This window comes from Streptomyces brasiliensis (assembly GCF_014647875.1).
GTDB classification, from domain to species: domain Bacteria; phylum Actinomycetota; class Actinomycetes; order Streptomycetales; family Streptomycetaceae; genus Streptomyces; species Streptomyces brasiliensis.
This window is the reverse complement of the sequence record NZ_BMQA01000008.1, coordinates 321,814-339,106: the sequence shown is the minus strand read 5'-3', so window position 1 is coordinate 339,106 and position 17,293 is coordinate 321,814. Positions and strand designations below refer to the sequence as shown.

The 17,293-nt window shown below is 69.9% G+C and carries 11 protein-coding genes; 7 read left to right on the top strand and 4 right to left on the bottom strand.

The window, feature by feature from the left end; translation table 11 throughout:
• The first annotated feature begins 49 nt into the window (after positions 1 to 49).
• From IEZ19_RS15975 to IEZ19_RS15965, 3 genes are all read left to right on the top strand, one after another.
• Entirely contained in the window at positions 50 to 1,192 is a 1,143-nt protein-coding gene (locus IEZ19_RS15975) for a ComF family protein (RefSeq protein ID WP_189311852.1), read from the top strand.
• A gap of 308 nt (positions 1,193 to 1,500) precedes the next feature.
• Positions 1,501 to 2,193, top strand: a complete 693-nt coding sequence (gene hpf / locus IEZ19_RS15970) for a ribosome hibernation-promoting factor, HPF/YfiA family (RefSeq protein ID WP_189311851.1) — start codon at positions 1,501 to 1,503, stop codon at positions 2,191 to 2,193.
• 204 nt (positions 2,194 to 2,397) lie between these two features.
• On the top strand, positions 2,398 to 3,147 hold the full coding sequence (locus IEZ19_RS15965; protein WP_189311850.1) for a response regulator: 750 nt from the start codon (positions 2,398 to 2,400) through the stop codon (positions 3,145 to 3,147).
• Between the two features lie 11 nt (positions 3,148 to 3,158).
• Here IEZ19_RS15965 and IEZ19_RS15960 read toward each other — a convergent pair whose 3' ends face one another.
• Complete coding sequence (locus IEZ19_RS15960; RefSeq protein ID WP_189311849.1) at positions 3,159 to 4,331, bottom strand: winged helix-turn-helix domain-containing protein; 1,173 nt, start codon at positions 4,329 to 4,331, stop codon at positions 3,159 to 3,161.
• Between the two features lie 70 nt (positions 4,332 to 4,401).
• Positions 4,402 to 4,983 (bottom strand): GNAT family N-acetyltransferase, encoded by a 582-nt coding sequence (locus IEZ19_RS15955; RefSeq protein WP_189311848.1) that lies wholly within the window; start codon positions 4,981 to 4,983, stop codon positions 4,402 to 4,404.
• 352 nt (positions 4,984 to 5,335) lie between these two features.
• Here IEZ19_RS15955 and secA point away from each other — a divergent pair, with 352 nt between their 5' ends.
• A complete protein-coding gene (secA, locus tag IEZ19_RS15950) occupies positions 5,336 to 8,152 on the top strand; it encodes a preprotein translocase subunit SecA (protein ID WP_189311847.1) in 2,817 nt (938 codons plus the stop codon).
• 700 nt (positions 8,153 to 8,852) lie between these two features.
• Here the strand turns inward: secA and IEZ19_RS15945 are convergent.
• Complete coding sequence (locus IEZ19_RS15945; protein WP_189311846.1) at positions 8,853 to 9,338, bottom strand: Rv3235 family protein; 486 nt, start codon at positions 9,336 to 9,338, stop codon at positions 8,853 to 8,855.
• A 358-nt stretch (positions 9,339 to 9,696) separates the two neighbouring features.
• On the opposite strand from IEZ19_RS15945, the gene IEZ19_RS15940 reads away from it, so the two are divergent.
• Both IEZ19_RS15940 and IEZ19_RS15935 read left to right on the top strand, forming a co-directional pair.
• Positions 9,697 to 10,209 carry a DUF6912 family protein gene (locus tag IEZ19_RS15940; protein ID WP_189311845.1) on the top strand — a complete coding sequence of 171 codons (513 nt, stop codon included), beginning with the start codon at positions 9,697 to 9,699 and terminating at the stop codon, positions 10,207 to 10,209.
• Between the two features lie 75 nt (positions 10,210 to 10,284).
• Positions 10,285 to 10,950 (top strand): HAD family hydrolase, encoded by a 666-nt coding sequence (locus IEZ19_RS15935; RefSeq protein ID WP_189311844.1) that lies wholly within the window; start codon positions 10,285 to 10,287, stop codon positions 10,948 to 10,950.
• A 27-nt stretch (positions 10,951 to 10,977) separates the two neighbouring features.
• On the opposite strand, the gene IEZ19_RS15930 is transcribed toward IEZ19_RS15935, so the two are convergent.
• Complete coding sequence (locus IEZ19_RS15930) at positions 10,978 to 11,544, bottom strand: DJ-1/PfpI family protein (protein ID WP_189311843.1); 567 nt, start codon at positions 11,542 to 11,544, stop codon at positions 10,978 to 10,980.
• Between the two features lie 673 nt (positions 11,545 to 12,217).
• Between IEZ19_RS15930 and IEZ19_RS15925 the strand changes: the two genes are divergently transcribed.
• Positions 12,218 to 17,170 carry an NAD-glutamate dehydrogenase gene (locus IEZ19_RS15925; RefSeq protein ID WP_189311842.1) on the top strand — a complete coding sequence of 1,651 codons (4,953 nt, stop codon included), beginning with the start codon at positions 12,218 to 12,220 and terminating at the stop codon, positions 17,168 to 17,170.
• Positions 17,171 to 17,293 lie beyond the last annotated feature (123 nt).

The window sequence follows — 17,293 nt, the reverse complement described above, 5'->3', positions numbered from 1 at the left end:
TTATCCACAGGGGTGCCCAGGCGGGCCGGGGATTGGCACAGTGGTGGGCATGCGGGGGTGGTGGCAGGACCTCACCGACCTGGTGCTGCCGGCCGAGTGCGGAGGCTGTGGGGCGCCTCGCACGGTGCTCTGTCCTGAGTGTCGTGCGGCCCTGAGCGGAGCCGCACCGAGTCGGGTGCGACCGGTGCCGGAGCCGCCCGGGCTGCCCGCGGTGCATGCGGCGGCTCCGTACGGGGACGAGGTGCGCGCGGTGCTCCTGGCCCACAAGGAACGGGGCGCACTGGCCCTCGCACGGCCACTCGGTACGGCTCTGGCGGCAGCTGTCCGTGCGGGTCTCCAGGAAGGGGACCGGGCAGGGGGCGACGGAGCGTGGGACGCGCCTGCAGAGCGTGGCGGGGCGCAGAGAGCGGCTGTAGGAAGGCACAGGGAACGGGGCGGTTCGACGGGAAGCGTTCGGGCTCGGGCCGCGGAGGACGGGTCCGGGGTGGCGAGCGGAGATTCGAGTGGTGGTCGCCGGCTGCAGGTGGTGTCGTCGTGGGGTGAGGGTGTGCCGTCCGCGGCGGACAGGACGACGGTCCGCCGCGGCGCCGCCGGTGTGGTTGCGGGCGGTGGTGAGCCGCGTCCGGGCAGCGGTGCCGGCTCGTGCGGTGAGGTGCCTGTGCTGCTGGTGCCGGTGCCCTCCGCCGCACGGGCCGTGCGGTCCCGGGGCCACGATCCGGTGCGGCGGATCGCGCTCGCGGCAGCCGGTGAGCTGCGGCGGGCCGGGATGCCGGCCCGGGTGGCGGCGGTGTTGCGGCAGCGGCGTGCCGTGGTCGACCAGTCGGGGCTCAACTCCGGACAACGGCTGGCGAATCTCGAGGGCGCTCTGGAGGTGGCGGCGGGCGGTGCCCGGGTGCTCGCCGGCGGTCACGTCGTACTGGTCGACGACCTGATGACCACCGGCGCGTCACTGAGGGAGGCGGCCAGGGCCGTACGTGAAGCGGTCGCGCACGGCACCGGAACAACGGTCGTGTACGCGCGCGCAGCTTGGGAAGGAAGGGGGGAACAGACGCGCGGCTCAAGGGAGGAGAACGAGAACCTGACATATGGCAGGGCCGGAATGGCGAAGGTGAACGGCCCGGTCCAGTCGATCTGCGCCGCGGTGGTCGCCGCGCCTCCGGATTCCTTCGAACTGAACCGGAACCGGCCGTGAGCTTGCATCGCTGCAGGTAACGAGAGGAACTATTCACCTGAACGGAGGTACGCCGCAGTAGAGGGTGACGACATCCGTCCGGGCGAGATATGTTCAGTTGTGAGGGAAAGGCGCAGGCCACACCTCTCATATCCGAATGCCGTGCGCGGGTTTTCAGCATTCACCCGCGCACGTGGGGTGGAGATCTTGCCCATGGGGGAGGAGGAGGTGGAAGTCACCGAGTCCGAGGTTCCGGTGCTGGCCGGAACTTGGTGCAAAAGGGAGATGCTCCGCCGCAGGAGCGGAGCGATCCGGGAACGGAGTTCTGCGTGGACATCGTCGTCAAAGGCCGCAAGACCGAGGTGCCCGAGCGGTTCCGCAAGCACGTGGCCGAGAAGCTGAAGCTGGAGAAGATCCAGAAGCTCGATGGCAAGGTGATCAGCCTGGACGTCGAGGTGTCCAAGGAGCCCAACCCCCGACAGGCCGACCGTTGCGACCGAGTGGAGATCACGCTCCGTTCCCGCGGTCCGGTGATCCGGGCGGAGGCAGCAGCCAACGATCCGTACGCGGCACTCGACCTGGCGGCGGAGAAGCTCGATGCCCGGCTGCGTAAGCAGCACGACAAGCGTTTCTCGCGGCGTGGTGCACGCCGGATCTCGGCGGCCGAGGTCCCCGACCACGTGCCGGGCGCGGCGACGCTCAACGGGAACGGCTACCCCGTCCAGGAGGACGACACGGACGGCGTGCCCACGAAGAAGATGGGCTCGTTGGAAGTGAAGGGCGAAGGCCCCCTCGTCGTCCGCGAGAAGACCCACGTCGCCTCCCCGATGACCCTCGACCAGGCTCTCTACGAGATGGAACTGGTCGGACACGACTTCTATCTGTTCGTCGACTCCGAGACGAAGGAGCCGAGTGTCGTCTACCGGCGGCACGCCTACGACTACGGCGTCATCCACCTCAGCACGGACCCGATGGTCACCCAGGCGCAACCGCCCGCGGCAGGCGGCACGCTGGGTGGCTGAGCCGTCCGGCTGACAGCTGAGCCGGTGCCCCTGGAGCGCTGATGCGCTACCAGGGGCACCGGTGTGCGACCAGTTCGCGCCACGCTTGTCACCGTGGTGTCGCACGGACGTGAAATCATGGCCGCACCGGCCCAACCGGTGGGCCGCTGCCTTGGGTTGGCGATGGCACAGAACCACAGGCCACAGCCTTCAGGGGGAGGAACGATGGCGGACAGCTTCGGACCGATGCGGGACGCGGATGCCGACGGCGGCGTCGTCGGCATGGGCCCGGACGACATAGAGACTCCACGCAAGGAACCGATCAGAGTCCTTGTCGTGGACGACCACGCCCTCTTCCGCCGTGGCCTGGAGATCGTGCTCGCCGCCGAGGAGGACATCCAGGTCGTCGGCGAGGCGGGCGACGGTGCGGAGGCCGTCGACAAGGCCGCCGACCTGTTGCCCGACATCGTGCTGATGGACGTACGCATGCCCAAGCGCGGCGGGATCGAGGCGTGCACCTCGATCAAGGAGGTCGCTCCCAGCGCGAAGATCATCATGCTGACGATCAGCGACGAGGAGGCCGATCTCTACGACGCGATCAAGGCGGGTGCGACCGGTTATCTCCTCAAGGAGATCTCCACGGACGAGGTGGCGACCGCCATTCGCGCGGTGGCCGACGGACAGTCGCAGATCAGCCCGTCCATGGCGTCGAAACTCCTCACGGAGTTCAAGTCGATGATCCAGCGCACCGACGAGCGCCGGCTGGTGCCGGCGCCGCGGCTCACCGATCGCGAGCTCGAGGTGCTCAAACTCGTCGCCACGGGGATGAACAACCGTGATATCGCCAAGGAGTTGTTCATCTCCGAGAACACCGTGAAGAACCATGTGCGCAACATCCTGGAGAAACTGCAGCTGCACTCCAGGATGGAAGCCGTTGTCTACGCGATGCGGGAGAAGATCCTCGAGATCCGGTGACGCTCTGACGCTCAGGTGAGAAGCGCGGCTAGTGCACTGGTGAGGGGCTCGCGGAGTTCCGGCGCGTCCACGCGCTCCACGCGTACGTCCGTGCAGTCCACCCAGCTCGCCGCCTCCACCAGCGCCTGCGCCACCGCCGGGACCGCCTTCACACCGTCGAGGGTGACCTGCCGGGCCACCAGGGTGCGGCCCTCGCGGGCGGGGTCGACGCGGCCGACGAGGTGGCCGCCGGCCAGGACCGGCATTGCGAAGTAGCCGTAGACACGCTTCGGCTTGGGGACGTAGGCCTCCAGACGGTGGGTGAAGCCGAAGATCCGCTCAGTGCGGGCCCGTTCCCAGATCAGGGAGTCGAACGGCGACAGCAGGGTAGTGCGGTGCCGCCCTCGCGGCGGGGTCTCCAGGGCCTCCGGGTCCGCCCACGCCGGTCTTCCCCAGCCCTCCACCGTGACCGGGACGAGGCCCGAGTCCGCGATCACCGCGTCGACCTGCTCGGCCTTGAGACGGTGGTAATCGGCGATGTCCGCGCGCGTGCCGACGCCCAGGGACTGGCCCGCCAGGCCGACCAGGCGGCGCAGGCACTCGGTGTCGTCCAGCTCGTCGTGCAGCAGCGCGTCCGGGATCGCGCGCTCGGCGAGGTCGTACACCCGCTTCCAGCCACGGCGCTCCACGCAGACCACCTCGCCGTACATCAGCGCGCGCTCCACCGCGACCTTGGAGCCGGACCAGTCCCACCAGTCACTGGTGCGCTTGGCTCCGCCCAACTCCGTGGCCGTGAGCGGGCCTTCGGACCTGAGCTGCTTGATGACCTGGTCGTAGGCGCCGTCGGGGAGTTCGTGGTTCCAGTGCGGGCGGTTGCGGTAGGCGCGGCGGCGGAAGGCGAAGTGGGGCCACTCCTCCACGGGGAGTATGCAGGCGGCGTGGGACCAGTACTCGAAGGCGTGGGTGTCCGTCCAGTACGCCTTCTCGACGCTCTCGCGGCCCACGGCGCCCAGGCGGGCGTACGGGATCAGCTCGTGGGAGCGGGCGAGGACGGAGATGGTGTCGAGCTGGACCGCGCCGAGGTGACGGAGGACACCGCGGACCCCTGCACGGCGGTTGGGGGTGCCGAGGAAGCCTTGTGCCCGCAGGGCGATGCGGCGGGCTTCGTCCGCGGAGAGAGCGGCGGTGGGGCGCGGGGTCGTCATGCATCCGCACGATAGGCGGTGGCACTGACAGTGGGCGGTGAGCCGGGGGTTCGTCGCGCTCCGGCCAGTGTCAGTGCCCCTGCTCGCGCGCGGGCAGGTACGGCGCCGCCGACGGCAGGCCCACGTCCGAGGGCAGTAGTGAGGCCACCCAGCAGTCTCGGCGTACCCCCTTGTTGTTCGTCGCCGCGCGCAGGGTGCCCTCGAGCGTGAAGCCCGCGCGTTCGGCCACCGCGCGCGAGGGGACGTTGCCGACCTCCGCGCGCCACTCCACGCGGTCGACGGAGAGCTGTGTGAAGGCCCAGCGGGCGGCGGCGAGGGTGGCCTCAGTGACGTAGCCGTTCCCCCGGTGCTCCTTGGTGGCCCAGAAGCCGATCTCGGCGACGGCCAGGGCGCGCATGGTGAGGGCGAGCATGCCCGTCAGCTCCCCATCGGGGAGGAAGAGGCCGAAGGTGAACATCGAGTTGTTGGCCCAGCCGTCGGGCACCACGTGCTCGGTGAACGTCTCGGCGTTCTCGCGGAGGTAGGGGGAGGGGAAGTCGGAGATCCAGCGCTGGACGTCGGGGTCCTGGGCAGCGGCGTACACGGCCTCGGTGTCCTGCGGTCCGGGGGCACGCAGGACGAGACGGCTGGTGGTGAGCGTGACGGGGTCCATCGGGCGATTCTGCTCGGGTGTCGATGGGGGCGCCATCCCTTTGTGGGGCGCGCGCCCCACGACCGCGCGCCCCTGACAGCGCTTCCAGTGCGGTCTCGTCTTGCCTCCGGCCCCCCTTCCGAGCGGTGCGTAAGCGCGCGATCACATTTCGCGCAATTCTTCGCGGTGGTACGGCACTATCCGTGCATCCCGGCCGTTGTCCCATTTGAAGCGACCGGCAAATCGGCAGCGCACAGCCGTCGGACCGCCAGGCCTCCCGGCGCAGCCGGGTCCTCGCATACGATGGCCGTTGCTCAGTACGTCCAATGGAAAACGACCGTCCCAGGCCCGACCGGCAAGGAGACCAGCCCCCGTGTCCGTCCTCTCGAAGATCATGCGTGCAGGCGAAGGTAAAATCCTGCGCAAGCTGCACCGCATCGCGGACCAGGTCAGCTCCATCGAAGAGGACTTCGTCGACCTCTCCGACGCCGAGCTGCGGGCCCTCACCGATGAGTACAAGCAGCGCTACGCCGACGGCGAGAGCCTCGACGACCTGCTCCCCGAGGCGTTCGCCACGGTGCGCGAGGCCGCGAAGCGCGTCCTCGGCCAGCGGCACTACGACGTGCAGCTGATGGGCGGCGCCGCGCTCCACCTCGGCTACGTCGCTGAGATGAAGACCGGTGAGGGCAAGACGCTCGTCGGCACCCTGCCCGCGTATCTCAACGCCCTCTCCGGCGACGGCGTCCACATCATCACGGTCAACGACTACCTGGCCGAGCGCGACTCCGAGATGATGGGCCGCGTCCACAAGTTCCTGGGCCTGAGCGTCGGCTGCATCCTCGCCAACATGACGCCGGCCCAGCGCCGCGAGCAGTACGAGTGCGACATCACGTACGGCACGAACAACGAGTTCGGCTTCGACTACCTGCGCGACAACATGGCGTGGTCCAGGGACGAGCTCGTCCAGCGCGGCCACAACTTCGCCATCGTCGACGAGGTCGACTCCATCCTCATCGACGAGGCCCGTACGCCGCTGATCATCTCCGGCCCGGCAGACCAGGCCACCAAGTGGTACGGCGACTTCGCCAAGCTGGTCCTGCGCCTGAAGCGCGGCGAGGCGGGCAACCCGCTCAAGGGCCTCGAGGAGACCGGCGACTACGACGTCGACGAGAAGAAGCGCACCGTCGCCATCCACGAGGCCGGCGTCTCCAAGGTCGAGGACTGGCTGGGCATCGACAACCTCTACGAGTCGGTGAACACCCCGCTGGTGGGCTACCTGAACAACGCCATCAAGGCCAAGGAGCTCTTCAAGAAGGACAAGGACTACGTCGTCATCGACGGCGAGGTCATGATCGTCGACGAGCACACCGGCCGTATCCTCGCCGGCCGCCGCTACAACGAGGGCATGCACCAGGCGATCGAGGCGAAGGAAGGGGTGGACATCAAGGACGAGAACCAGACGCTCGCCACGATCACCCTGCAGAACTTCTTCCGCCTCTACAAGAAGCTCTCCGGCATGACCGGTACGGCGATGACCGAGGCCGCCGAGTTCCACCAGATCTACAAGCTCGGCGTCGTCCCGATCCCGACCAACAGGCCGATGATCCGCATGGACCAGTCGGACCTGATCTACCGCACCGAGGTCGCCAAGTTCGAGGCGGTCGTCGACGACATCGCCGAGAAGCACGAGAAGGGCCAGCCGATCCTGGTCGGCACCACCTCGGTCGAGAAGTCCGAGTACCTCTCGCAGCAGCTCAGCAAGCGCGGCATCCAGCACGAGGTGCTCAACGCCAAGCACCACGAGCGTGAGGCCCAGATCGTCGCCCAGGCCGGCCGCAAGGGCGCCGTCACGGTCGCCACGAACATGGCCGGCCGTGGTACGGACATCAAGCTCGGCGGCAACCCCGAGGACCTCGCCGAGGCGGAGCTGCGGCAGCGCGGCATCGACCCCGAGGAGCACATCGAGGAGTGGGCGCAGGCGCTGCCCGCCGCCCTGGAGCGGGCCGAGCTGGCCGTCAAGGCCGAGAAGGACGAGGTCGAGGAGAACGGCGGCCTCTATGTGCTGGGCACCGAGCGGCACGAGTCGCGCCGTATCGACAACCAGCTGCGCGGTCGTTCCGGCCGACAGGGCGACCCGGGCGAGTCCCGCTTCTACCTGTCGCTGGGCGACGACCTGATGCGGCTGTTCAAGGCCCAGATGGTCGAGCGCGTGATGTCCATGGCGAACGTGCCGGACGACGTGCCGATCGAGAACAAGATGGTCACGCGTGCGATCGCGTCCGCACAGTCGCAGGTCGAGCAGCAGAACTTCGAGACGCGCAAGAACGTCCTGAAGTACGACGAGGTGCTCAACCGGCAGCGCGAGGTCATCTACGGCGAGCGGCGCCGCGTCCTGGAGGGCGAGGACCTGCAGGAGCAGGTGCAGCACTTCATGGACGACACGATCGACGCGTACGTCGGCGCGGAGACCGCCGAGGGCTTCCCGGAGGACTGGGACCTGGACCGGCTGTGGGGCGCGTTCAAGCAGCTCTACCCGGTGAAGGTCACCGTCGACGAGCTGGAGGAGGCGGCCGGTGACCGGGCCGGTCTGACCGCCGAGTTCATCGCCGAGTCCATCAAGGACGACATCCACGAGCAGTACGAGGCGCGTGAGGCGCAGCTCGGCTCCGAGATCATGCGTGAGCTGGAACGCCGGGTCGTGCTGTCGGTCCTCGACCGCAAGTGGCGCGAGCACCTCTACGAGATGGACTACCTCCAGGAGGGCATCGGCCTTCGCGCGATGGCGCAGAAGGACCCGCTGGTCGAGTACCAGCGCGAGGGCTTCGACATGTTCACCGCGATGATGGACGGCATCAAGGAGGAGTCCGTCGGCTACCTGTTCAACCTGGAGGTCCAGGTCGAGCAGCAGGTCGAGGAGGTCCCGGTCGAGGACGCCGAGCCGGTGGCGGAGGGCGTCCAGGACGCGGTGCCGGCCCAGGCGGGTGCCCGTCCTGAGATCCGGGCCAAGGGTCTGGACGCGCCCCAGCGGCGGGGCCTGCACTTCTCCGCGGCGACCGTGGACGGCGAGGGCGGCATCGTCGAGGGCGACTTCACGTATGACGACGAGGAGCCGATCCGCTCCGAGGCCGATGGCCTCACGCGCGCGGAGCGCCGCAAGCAGGCGAAGGGCGGACGCCGCCGGAAGAAGTGACCGCGGGGTGCCTGCGGCGTCATAGCGGTGTACAGGGCCGGGCCTCCCTTGAGGGGGCCCGGCCCTGCTGCGTCGGTGAGCACCGACGCCGACGGTGGTCGGCCGGGCGGCCTCGTGCGGGTCCGGCTGTTGCGGTCCGGCGGCTGGGTGCCGTGCGGGTGCGCCTGTGATGGTCGGGTGGCTGAATGGCTGGGTGGGTGGTGTAGCGCGTACGTACCGGCGGTCGGTGGTGGCGGGCACCTTTCCTTTCGTGCTGCTCCGGCGGTCGGGTGGCGGTGGGTACGTTCGCCGGAGCCCCGGAGCCCCGGGGCCCCGGGGCCCCGGGGCCCCGGAGCCCCGGAGCCCCGGAGCCCCGGAGCCCCGGAGCCCCGGAGCCCCGGCGGTCGGGTGCCGAGCGCGTACGTCCCCGTGCCGTTCCGGCGGTCGGCCGGTGGCGGGTACGGCCGTGACATTCCGGCAGCGGAGTGCCGTACTCGTACCTCTGCGGAGGTCCGGAGTCCGGCATCCCGACGTGCTCGCCTGCGGCCGTACCGGCGTCCGGGCGCCCGACCGAGCGCGCCCTTGGCCGTTCTGGCCTCCTACCGCCCTCCACGCACGTCCGTGGCCGTCTCGGGCGTCCGCGGAGCCGGCTGCCGACGCGCCCGAGTCGACCCGTGCCGGCCGACGCTGTGCAACCGCGTCCGTCGGCCCGCCCGTAGGGCTAGTCGTCGTCCCCGCGCCGTCCGCGTGGACCGCCCAGTTCCACTGCCGTGCAGCGCCAGCGGAGGTCGGGGCCCTGTTCCAGGCGGAAGGCCATGGCGCGGAGCTGGTCGCCCGCGGCGATGCGGGCGAAGGCCTCGATCGCGCCGGCGCGGGGGACGTAGTAGCCGACGTCGCGGACTACGGGGCGGGTGCCGCGGGTGCGCAGGGGGCCGCGTTCGGCGAGGTGGGCCAGTTCGTCGTAGGCGCGGCCCGCGGTGTGCCGGAGCATCCAGTGGACGGGGCGGTGCCCGCTCAGGACGGCCAGGAGACGGTCTGCGAAGACGTCCGTGGGCCGGGGGCGGGGTGCCACCGCGATCGGCGTCTGGCGGGCCGGGCCGGTGGCAGGCGTCCTGGGTGGGGTGCCGCCGGGGTGGCGGGGGTCGCGGCGGCCCGGCGGGCGGGTGTGCGGGCGGAGCTGGTCGGCCCTGGTCATGACCTTGTTCATGGAGATCCCCGTTCGGTGGGCCCGGCGAGTACCAGGCGGTAACTTGCTGGTGGGGATCTTGTACGGGGCGATGGGCGGCGGCTGCAAGGAAGGGGCGGCACGCGTCAGGGGTCCCGAAATCTTCACTTATCAGGGTGACGTGGGGGGTCGGAATTCCCGTGAGGACAGGGCGGGACCGGGTGAATTCACAGGCGTCGGGTGGACGCCTCCGGGGTCACGGGTGGGGACCCGAAAGGGGACGGCCGCACGTATCCTGAAGGCTCTCCGGGCGACGCGGGAGCACCCTCAGGGCCCCGGCGGAGTCCTTGAAGCTCCCGCAGTCCTGACCACGAGAAGAACACGAAGAGAGCGGCCCGCCATGCGTGTCTACGTTCCCCTGACTCTCCCCGGTCTCGCCGAGGCGTACAAGACGGGCGAGCTGGGGGCCGGTCCGTTCCGTGCCTACGCCGTCACGCCCGCGCTGCGCGAGTGGTACCTCTCCGACGACATCGAGGAGTTGGAGTACGCCGCACTGAACCGGGCCGCGCAGGCGTCGCTGAGGCTGCTGGCGGCGGACCCCGGAGCCGCGCGGCGTCGCGTCGTGGTCGCGGTCGATGTGGCCGACGGCGCCGCGTTGGCCGACCCGGACCGCGGGCTCGACCCGACGGCGCTCGGCGAGGTGCGCGTGTCCGGCACGGTGCCGCTGGCCAAGGCGGCCGCGGTGCACGTGGACCTGGAGGACGCGGAGGCGGACGTGGCCGCCGCTGCCGAGGCACTGGAGGCGGCGGACGGCGGGGACGACGACGCGCAGTTCGTCGTGGACGGGGCCGAGGACCACGAACTGCTCTGGTACGCGACCCAGGAGATCCCCGGTCTGGTGGGACTCGAGTAGCGGACCGGACCGGGCATACACGGTTTCCCCTGCCGTTTTCCATGATTGTCAGTGGCGGCGGGTACGTTTTTCGGCATGGGGATGCACGGAAGCGCGCACATCGTCTGGGACTGGAACGGGACGCTGTTCCACGACAATGACGCGATCATCGGGGCGACGAACGCCGCGTCGGCCGAGCTGGGGCTGGAGCCGATCACGCTGGAGCAGTACCGGGCGCTGTACTGCGTGCCGGTGCCGAAGTTCTACGAGCGGCTGATGGGACGGCTGCCGACGCAGGCCGAGTGGGAACTGATGGACCAGGTCTTCCACCGGTACTACACCGAGCACCGGCTGGGCTGCGGGCTCACCGACGGGGCGGCCGACCTGCTGGCGGGCTGGCGGTCGACGGGCCACAGCCAGTCACTGCTCAGCATGTACGGGCACGAGGACCTGGTTCCGCTGGTGCGCGGGTTCGGGATCGAGGCGCACTTCATACGCGTCGAGGGGCGCACCGGGCCGTCCGGGGGCAGCAAGGCCGAGCACATGGTGCGCCACCTCGAGGCGCTCATCGGCGTGAAGCCGGGGCGCACGGTGGTGATCGGCGACGCCGCGGACGACGCGGTGGCGGCGCGGTACGTGGGCGCGCAGGCCGTGTTGTACACCGGTGGCTCGCACAGCCGGGCCAGCCTCGAGGAAGTCGGGGTGCCGGTGGTGGACACGCTGGAGGAGGCCGTCGCGGAGGCCGGCCGGCTGGCGGCGTGACCGTGCTGGTTCGGGGTCGCCGGCGACTCAGGTCACCGGTGCCTTCGCGCGCAGCACGGTGAGGAACTCACGCATCCAGGCGGGGTGGTCCGGCCAGGCGCGGGAGGAGACGAGGGTGCCGTCCACGACCGCCTCGGTGTCCTGGAAGGTGGCGCCGGCGGCCTGCATGTCGAGCTCCAGCGCGGGATAGGCGGTGACGCGCCGGCCGCGGAGGCTGTCGATCGCCGCGGTGAGCAGCGGGCCGTGGCAGATCTGGGCGACCGGCCGGTCCGTGTCGAAGAACGCCTTGAGGATCTTGCGGAGTTCGGGGTCGTTGCGCAGGTACTCGGGGGCGCGGCCGCCGGGGATGACGAGGGCGACGTACTGGCCGGGATCGACCTCCGAGAAGGCGAGGTCGGCGGGCCAGGTGTAGCCGGGCTTCTCGGTGTAGGTGTCGAAACCGGGTTCGAAATCGTGAACGACGAACTGGAGCTTCTTGCGGGACGGGGCGGCGATGTCCACCTCGTAGCCCTCTTCGCGCAGGCGCTGGTACGGGTACATGACTTCGAGCGACTCAGCTGCGTCGCCGGTGACGATGAGGATCTTCGCGGTCATGGGGGGCGGCTCCTCTCGGGCATGCGTGCGTCGGCCCTCAGGGGTGCGCGGCCCGGACGGGGTGCGCGGTCGCGGCGGCGCGCGCGGTCCGCCGGGCGGTTCGCGGGTCTGTGGGCAACGTGCCTCCAGCGTGCCGCGCCGCCAAGGGGGTCCGCCACTTTCGGGTGGAATCACGGCATACGCCATGCTGTGTGCGCCGGGGGCGAATCCCGGCCGCGGATACGTCGGCGGTGGCCGGATCGCCCTGTGCAGAACGTCAAAGTTCGGCCCTCGGTTTTGTACACATACGGCTCATGACGGGTCCCGGGTGAGGAGCGATAGCCTTGTGGCGTGATCAGCGCGATATCTCGCGGGGGCGCTGTTGCCCCTGCCCTGCGCCCGGAGAGCACGGACGACATCCGTGTCCGGGCGGCGGTCGCTGGTCCGCGCGGGCGGGACGGGGGCGCATGCACGGCCCCCGAGGCGCCGCGCACAACCCGGGCCGTGGCGTCGCGGAGAGCAGCGTCACACCCGTCGGGTGCGTCGACATTGGCTGAATTCCCCCCGCTTTTCTCACCTCGCGGCATAGCGTCGGAACGGACCGGACATCCCGGGCCGTGGCGTCGAGCCGCAGAGGAAGAGACCGTACTTTCTTCTACGTCACGCAACGGCGCGCGACAGGAGCCAGAGGACAATGCAGACCAAGCTGGACGAAGCAAAGGCCGAGCTGCTCGAGAGGGCTGCTCGGGTAGCTGAGAACAGCCCGGTCGGGGGGCACCTACCGACTGGGACGACGGGCGAGGGCACACCGGGAGCCCCGGACCAGGAATCCGTGCTCTCGTTCCTCCAGCACTACTACCTGCACACCGCCCCGGAGGACCTCTCCGACCGCGACCCGGTCGACGTCTTCGGAGCCGCGGTCTCGCACTACCGGCTTGCCGAGACCCGTCCGCAGGGCACCGCCAACGTCAGAGTCCACACCCCGACCGTCGAGGAGAACGGGTGGACCTGCAGCCACACCGTCGTGGAGGTCGTCACCGACGACATGCCCTTCCTCGTCGACTCCGTCACCAATGAGCTGACCCGGCAGGGGCGTGGCATCCACGCCGTCATCCACCCCCAGTTCGTCGTCCGCCGCGATCTCACCGGCAAGCTCATCGAGGTGCTGCGCACCGCGCCCACCGGCGGTGAACTCCCGCACGACGCGCACGTCGAGTCCTGGATCCACGTCGAGATCGACCGTGAGACCGACCGCGCCGATCTCAAGCAGATCACCGCCGATCTGCTGCGCGTCCTGTCCGACGCCCGTGAGGCCGTCGAGGACTGGGAGAAGATGCGCGACGCGGCCCTGCGCATCGCCGAGGAGCTCGAGGGCGAGCCCGTGCCCGCCGACCTGCCCAGGCCGGAGGTCGAGGAGGCCCGCGAGCTGCTGCGCTGGCTGGGCGCCGACCACTTCACCTTCCTCGGCTTCCGCGAGTACCAGCTGCGCGAGGACGACTCGCTGGCCGCCGTGCCAGGCACCGGCCTCGGCGTCCTGCGCTCCGACCCGCACCACTCCGGGAACGAGAGCCACCCGGTCAGCCCCTCCTTCGAGCGGCTGCCGGCCGACGCCCGCGCCAAGGCCCGTGAGCACAAGCTGCTCGTGCTCACCAAGGCCAACAGCCGCGCCACGGTGCACCGGCCGTCGTACCTCGACTACGTGGGCGTCAAGAAGTTCGACAAGGACGGCAACGTCATCGGGGAGCGCCGCTTCCTGGGCCTGTTCTCGTCCGCCGCCTACACCGAGTCGGTCCGCCGGGTTCCCGTCATCCGGCGCAAGGTCGACGAGGTGCTCAAGGGCGCCGGCTTCTCGCCCAACAGCCACGACGGGCGCGACCTGCTGCAGATCCTGGAGACCTACCCGCGCGACGAGCTGTTCCAGACGCCCGTCGACGAGCTGCGCTCCATCGTCACCTCGGTGCTCTACCTCCAGGAACGCCGCCGGCTGCGCCTCTACCTGCGCCAGGACGAGTACGGCCGCTACTACTCGGCCCTCGTCTACCTCCCCCGCGACCGCTACACCACCGGTGTGCGGCTGCGGATCATCGACATCCTCAAGGAGGAGCTCGGCGGCACCAGCGTCGACTTCACCGCCTGGAACACCGAGTCGATCCTGTCCCGGCTGCACTTCGTCGTCCGCGTCCCGCAGGGCACCGAGCTGCCCCAGTTGTCGGACGCCGACAAGGAGCGCATCGAGGCCCGGCTCGTGGAGGCCGCCCGCTCCTGGGCCGACGGCTTCGCGGAGGCGCTGAACGCCGAGTGCGGCGAGGAGCGCGCCGCCGAACTGCTGCGCAGCTACGGCAACGCCTTCGCGGAGGGCTACAAGGCCGACCACACCCCGCGCGCCGCCGTCGCCGACCTGGTGCACCTCGAGCGGCTCAGCGAGGAGGCGGGCAACAACTTCGCGCTCAGCCTCTACGAGCCGGTGGGTGCCGCCCCCGACGAGCGCCGCTTCAAGATCTACCGCAAGGGCGGCGCGGTCTCCCTGTCGGCCGTGCTGCCGGTCCTCAACCGGCTCGGCGTCGAGGTCGTCGACGAGCGGCCGTACGAGCTGCGCTGCTCGGACCGCACCACCGCCTGGATCTACGACTTCGGTCTGCGCATCCCCAAGTCGCTGGGCCACGGCAACGGCGACTACCTGGGCGACGACGGCCGCGAGCGCTTCCAGGAGGCCTTCGCCGCCACCTGGACCGGCAAGGCGGAGAACGACGGCTTCAACGCCCTCGTCCTGGGTGCCGGGCTGACCTGGCGGCAGGCGACGGTACTGCGGGCGTACGCCAAGTACCTGCGCCAGGCGGGCTCCACCTTCAGCCAGGACTACATGGAGGACACCCTCCGTACGAATGTCCACACCACCCGACTGCTCGTCTCGCTCTTCGAGGCGCGGATGTCGCCGGACCGGCAGAGCGCCGGACTCGAGATCGTCGACGCGCTCCTCGAAGAGCTCGACGCCGCCCTCGACCAGGTCGCGAGCCTCGACGAGGACCGCATCCTGCGGTCCTTCCTGACCGTCATCAAGGCGACCCTGCGCACGAACTTCTTCCAGGAGGCGCTCGGCGGCAAGCCGCACGACTACGTCTCCATGAAGTTCGACCCGCAGGCCATCCCCGACCTGCCGGCACCGCGCCCGGCGTACGAGATCTGGGTGTACTCGCCGCGCGTCGAGGGCGTGCACCTGCGCTTCGGCAAGGTCGCGCGCGGCGGTCTGCGCTGGTCCGACCGGCGTGAGGACTTCCGCACGGAGATCCTCGGCCTGGTCAAGGCGCAGATGGTGAAGAACACCGTCATCGTGCCGGTCGGCGCCAAGGGCGGCTTCGTCGCCAAGCAGCTGCCGGACCCGAGCGTGGACCGGGACGCGTGGCTGGCCGAGGGCATCGCCAGCTACAAGACGTTCATCTCGGCGCTGCTCGACATCACCGACAACATGGTCGCGGGCGAGGTCGTGCCCCCGGAGGACGTCGTGCGGCACGACGGGGACGACACCTACCTGGTGGTCGCGGCCGACAAGGGCACGGCGACGTTCTCCGACATCGCCAACCAGGTCGCCGAGTCGTACAACTTCTGGCTGGGCGACGCCTTCGCCTCCGGCGGCTCCGCGGGCTACGACCACAAGGGCATGGGCATCACCGCCCGCGGCGCCTGGGAGTCCGTCAAGCGGCACTTCCGCGAACTGGGCGTGGACACGCAGACCGAGGACTTCACAGTCGTCGGCATCGGCGACATGTCCGGTGACGTGTTCGGCAACGGCATGCTGCTGAGCGAGCACATCCGCCTGGTCGCCGCCTTCGACCACCGGCACATCTTCATCGACCCGACCCCGGACGCGGCCACCTCCTACGCCGAGCGCCGCCGGCTGTTCGAGCTGCCCCGCTCGAGCTGGGCCGACTACAACACCGACCTGCTGTCGGCGGGCGGCGGGGTCTTCCCGCGCACCGCCAAGGCGATCCCGGTCAACGGGCACATCCGCGAGGCCCTCGGCATCGAGGCGGGCGTCACCAAGGTGACTCCGGCCGACCTGATGAAGGCGGTCCTCAAGGCGCCGGTGGACCTGCTGTGGAACGGTGGCATCGGTACGTACGTCAAGGCGTCGACGGAGTCCAACGCCGACGTCGGCGACAAGGCCAACGACGCGATCCGCGTGGACGGCGGGGAACTCAGGGTCAAGGTCGTCGGCGAGGGCGGCAACCTCGGTCTCACCCAGCTCGGCCGCATCGAGTTCGCGACGCGCGGCGGCAAGATCAACACGGACGCGATCGACAACAGCGCCGGCGTGGACACCTCCGACCATGAGGTGAACATCAAGATCCTGCTCAACGGCCTGGTCTCGGACGGCGACATGACCGTCAAGCAGCGCAACAAGCTGCTCGCCGAGATGACCGACGAGGTCGGTGCCCTGGTGCTGCGCAACAACTACGCGCAGAACACGGCGATCGCCAACGCGCTCGCCCAGTCGCGCGACATGCTCCACGCCCAGCAGCGCTTCATCAAGCACCTGGTGCGCGAGGGCCACCTCGACCGGGCCCTGGAGTTCCTGCCGACCGACCGCCAGATCCGCGAACGCCTCAGCTCCGGGCACGGACTGACCAGCCCGGAGACGGCCGTCCTGCTGGCGTACACGAAGATCACGGTCGCCGAGGAGCTGCTGCAGACCTCGCTGCCGGACGACCCGCACCTGCGCAGCCTGCTGCACGCGTACTTCCCGACGGCGCTGCGCGAGCGGTTCCCCGACGGTGTCGACCGCCACCCGCTGCGCCGCGAGATCACTATGACCGTGCTGGTCAACGACACGGTCAACACGGGCGGTACGACCTATCTGCACCGGCTGCGCGAGGAGACCGGCGCGTCGCTCGAGGAGATCGTGCGGGCGCAGACCGTGGCCCGCGCCATCTTCTGCTCGGCGCCCGTGTGGGACGCGGTGGAGGCCCTGGACAACCAGGTCGACGCCGCCGTCCAGACCCGGATCCGGCTGCACTCGCGCCGCCTCGTCGAGCGTGGCACGCGCTGGCTGCTCAACAACCGGCCGCAGCCGCTGCAGCTGGCCGAGACCGTCGCCTTCTTCTCGGAGCGGGTCGAGCAGGTGTGGCAGGAGCTGCCGAAGCTGCTGCGCGGCGCCGACCTGGAGTGGTACGAGCAGATCTACGACGAGCTGTCCGGCGCCGGTGTCCCCGAGGAACTGGCGACCCGGGTGGCCGGCTTCTCCTCCGCCTTCCCGACGCTGGACATCGTCTCGGTGGCCGACCGTATGGGCCGGGAGCCGCTGGACGTCGCCGAGGTCTACTACGACATCGCCGACCGGCTCAGCGTCACCCAGCTCATGGACCGCATCATCGAGCTGCCCCGCGCCGACCGCTGGCAGTCCATGGCCCGCGCCTCCATCCGTGAGGACCTGTACGCGGCGCACGCGGCCCTCACCGCGGACGTCCTCGCGGCCGGCGACGGCACCTCGACGCCCGAGCAGCGCTTCAAGGCCTGGGAGGAGCGGAACTCGGCGATCCTGAGCCGGGCCCGCACGACCCTGGAGGAGATCCGCAGCTCGGACGCGTTCGACCTCGCCAACCTGTCGGTGGCGATGCGGACGATGCGGACGCTGCTGCGGACGCATTCGTAAGCAACGGGATGTGAGGGGCGCCCCGGGTCGGTGAGGCTCGGGGCGCCCCTGTTCGTTCTCCGTTGCGACCTTCCAATTCATATCAATTATGACATTTCGGATAGGGTTGCCGCGTGAACCGCA

Excerpts from the sequence above, each read along its gene's own strand:
- IEZ19_RS15975 (WP_189311852.1), top strand. The coding sequence starts at position 50 with ATGCGGGGGTGGTGGCAGGACCTCACCGACCTGGTGCTGCCGGCCGAG.
- IEZ19_RS15965 (WP_189311850.1), top strand. The coding sequence starts at position 2,398 with ATGGCGGACAGCTTCGGACCGATGCGGGACGCGGATGCCGACGGCGGC.
- IEZ19_RS15960 (WP_189311849.1), bottom strand. The coding sequence starts at position 4,331 with ATGACGACCCCGCGCCCCACCGCCGCTCTCTCCGCGGACGAAGCCCGC.
- IEZ19_RS15955 (WP_189311848.1), bottom strand. The coding sequence starts at position 4,983 with ATGGACCCCGTCACGCTCACCACCAGCCGTCTCGTCCTGCGTGCCCCC.
- IEZ19_RS15945 (WP_189311846.1), bottom strand. The coding sequence starts at position 9,338 with ATGAACAAGGTCATGACCAGGGCCGACCAGCTCCGCCCGCACACCCGC.
- IEZ19_RS15940 (WP_189311845.1), top strand. The coding sequence starts at position 9,697 with ATGCGTGTCTACGTTCCCCTGACTCTCCCCGGTCTCGCCGAGGCGTAC.
- IEZ19_RS15935 (WP_189311844.1), top strand. The coding sequence starts at position 10,285 with ATGGGGATGCACGGAAGCGCGCACATCGTCTGGGACTGGAACGGGACG.
- IEZ19_RS15930 (WP_189311843.1), bottom strand. The coding sequence starts at position 11,544 with ATGACCGCGAAGATCCTCATCGTCACCGGCGACGCAGCTGAGTCGCTC.
- IEZ19_RS15925 (WP_189311842.1), top strand. The coding sequence starts at position 12,218 with ATGCAGACCAAGCTGGACGAAGCAAAGGCCGAGCTGCTCGAGAGGGCT.